This window comes from Henriciella mobilis, from assembly GCF_003576285.1.
Lineage (GTDB): Bacteria > Pseudomonadota > Alphaproteobacteria > Caulobacterales > Hyphomonadaceae > Henriciella > Henriciella mobilis.
This window is the reverse complement of sequence record NZ_QWFX01000009.1, coordinates 1-1,607: the sequence shown is the minus strand read 5'-3', so window position 1 is coordinate 1,607 and position 1,607 is coordinate 1. Positions and strand designations below refer to the sequence as shown.

Annotated in this window: 2 protein-coding genes; both read right to left on the bottom strand. The window is 63.1% G+C overall.

Going from position 1 to position 1,607, the window contains the following annotated elements:
- The coding region (locus D1223_RS09290) for an outer membrane protein (RefSeq protein ID WP_233353115.1) at positions 1-789 on the bottom strand (789 nt) is incomplete at its 3' end.
- A 332-nt stretch (positions 790-1,121) separates the two neighbouring features.
- The coding region (locus D1223_RS09285; RefSeq protein ID WP_147372754.1) for an OmpA family protein at positions 1,122-1,607 on the bottom strand (486 nt) is incomplete at its 5' end.

The following is a 1,607-nucleotide window of genomic DNA, read 5'->3' as shown; positions in this document are numbered from 1 at the left end:
TGGCGGCGGCGGCGGTGGCGGAGGCGGCGGCGGTGGTGGCGGCGGCGGGGCGCCGAACTGGTACCGCAGACCAACCGTCACGCTGTGATCGCGGTATGCCCCTTCATAGGCCACCGGAATCCGGGGATTGCCGGCCGTTCCCGGGCCGCGGCCCGCGAAGTCCAGATCTTCGGCGACGAAGAACTTGTAGCCGAGGTCGAGTGTGATCTGATCGGTCACATCATAACCAACACCGGCCAGAAGCTGGTAAGCGATCGACGTGTCGGAATCGCTGAAGCCATTAACCGTGACAGGCGTATCGTCGGGCAGGAGCGCGCTCAGGCTGAAGGCCTTGGCGTCAACCTGGGCAAGGCCGATACCAGCACCGAGATAGGGCTGGACCTGGCCTTCCGGGTTGAAATCGTAAAGACCGTTAAACATCAGGTCCCAGATACCGATCTTGCCGTCGGAACCTGCATCGTAACGGTAAATCGCAGAATCGACCGGCGGGCCGCCATTGATCACGCCGTCCGGATCGAGCGATCCGCCACGGTAACCAATCGTCGATTCAAGGCGGAAGCCATTGTCGAAACCATAGCCGAGGCCAAGCTGACCACCGACCAGACCGCCATCGAGGCTGGAATCACCCCCGAGGGAGTAAAGCGAATCGGCTTCTGGATCGTGATCCAGCGTGCCGTCGAAACTGTAACCGAGATCAGCACGGCCATACCAGCCGTCCTGCGCTATAGCGACATTACCTGCCGACGCCATAGCGGCCGCAGCTGTCGCGCACATCAGAGTCTTTTTCATACTCATCCCCTTTTGTGAGCCGCATGGGCACTATTGCCCACCGGCCGCAGAGACTTACGGACCATTCCGTATGACTACTCGTCTATAGAAGATTTGTTCCGTAGACGAGGGCGAGAAAACGACTTTTATATGAAATTATTTGCAGGTTTGCGGCCTGGCCCGGCCGAAATCGGAGCGCTCGGCGACCCCGAACGTCCGCAGCGACCTTCTACTTTGGCTTCATGACCGCCCTCGGCCCCAATCATCCCCGGAGTTTCCAACAGTCTGCGCCATAAAAAAATGGCCCGGCGCATTGCCGGGCCATTCCTGTTTCTGGTTGTCGGATCGGCGTCCTAGCGGACGATGATCGTGACTTCCGAACGACGGTTCAGCGGCTCGCGAACACCGTCGCGCGTCGCCTTGGCGAGATCGTTCTCACCGCGGCCTTCGGTCGAGATCATGTCAGACCCGATGCCACGCGACGTCAGCGCTGTGGCAACAGAAGCCGCACGGCGCTGCGACAGGCGAGCGTTGTAGGTCGCCGCACCCGACGTATCGGTGTGACCAACAATCGTCACCGAGCCCGGGGCACAGTCTTCACGCGCCCGGATGTTGGCAACGGCCTGGTCGATCACCGCAGCGGCCTGGCTCGTCAGGTCGGAGCTGTCCCACTCGAAGTAGACCACGAAGGCCTGGTTCAGCGTCGAGCAGGCTGCGACCGGCGCTTCCTCAACCTCTTCCGGCGGCGGCGGTGGCGGCGGCGGAGGCGGTGGAGGCGGCGGCGGTGGCGGCGGCGGCGGTGGCGGAGGCGGCGGCGGTGGTGGCGGCGGCGGGGCGCC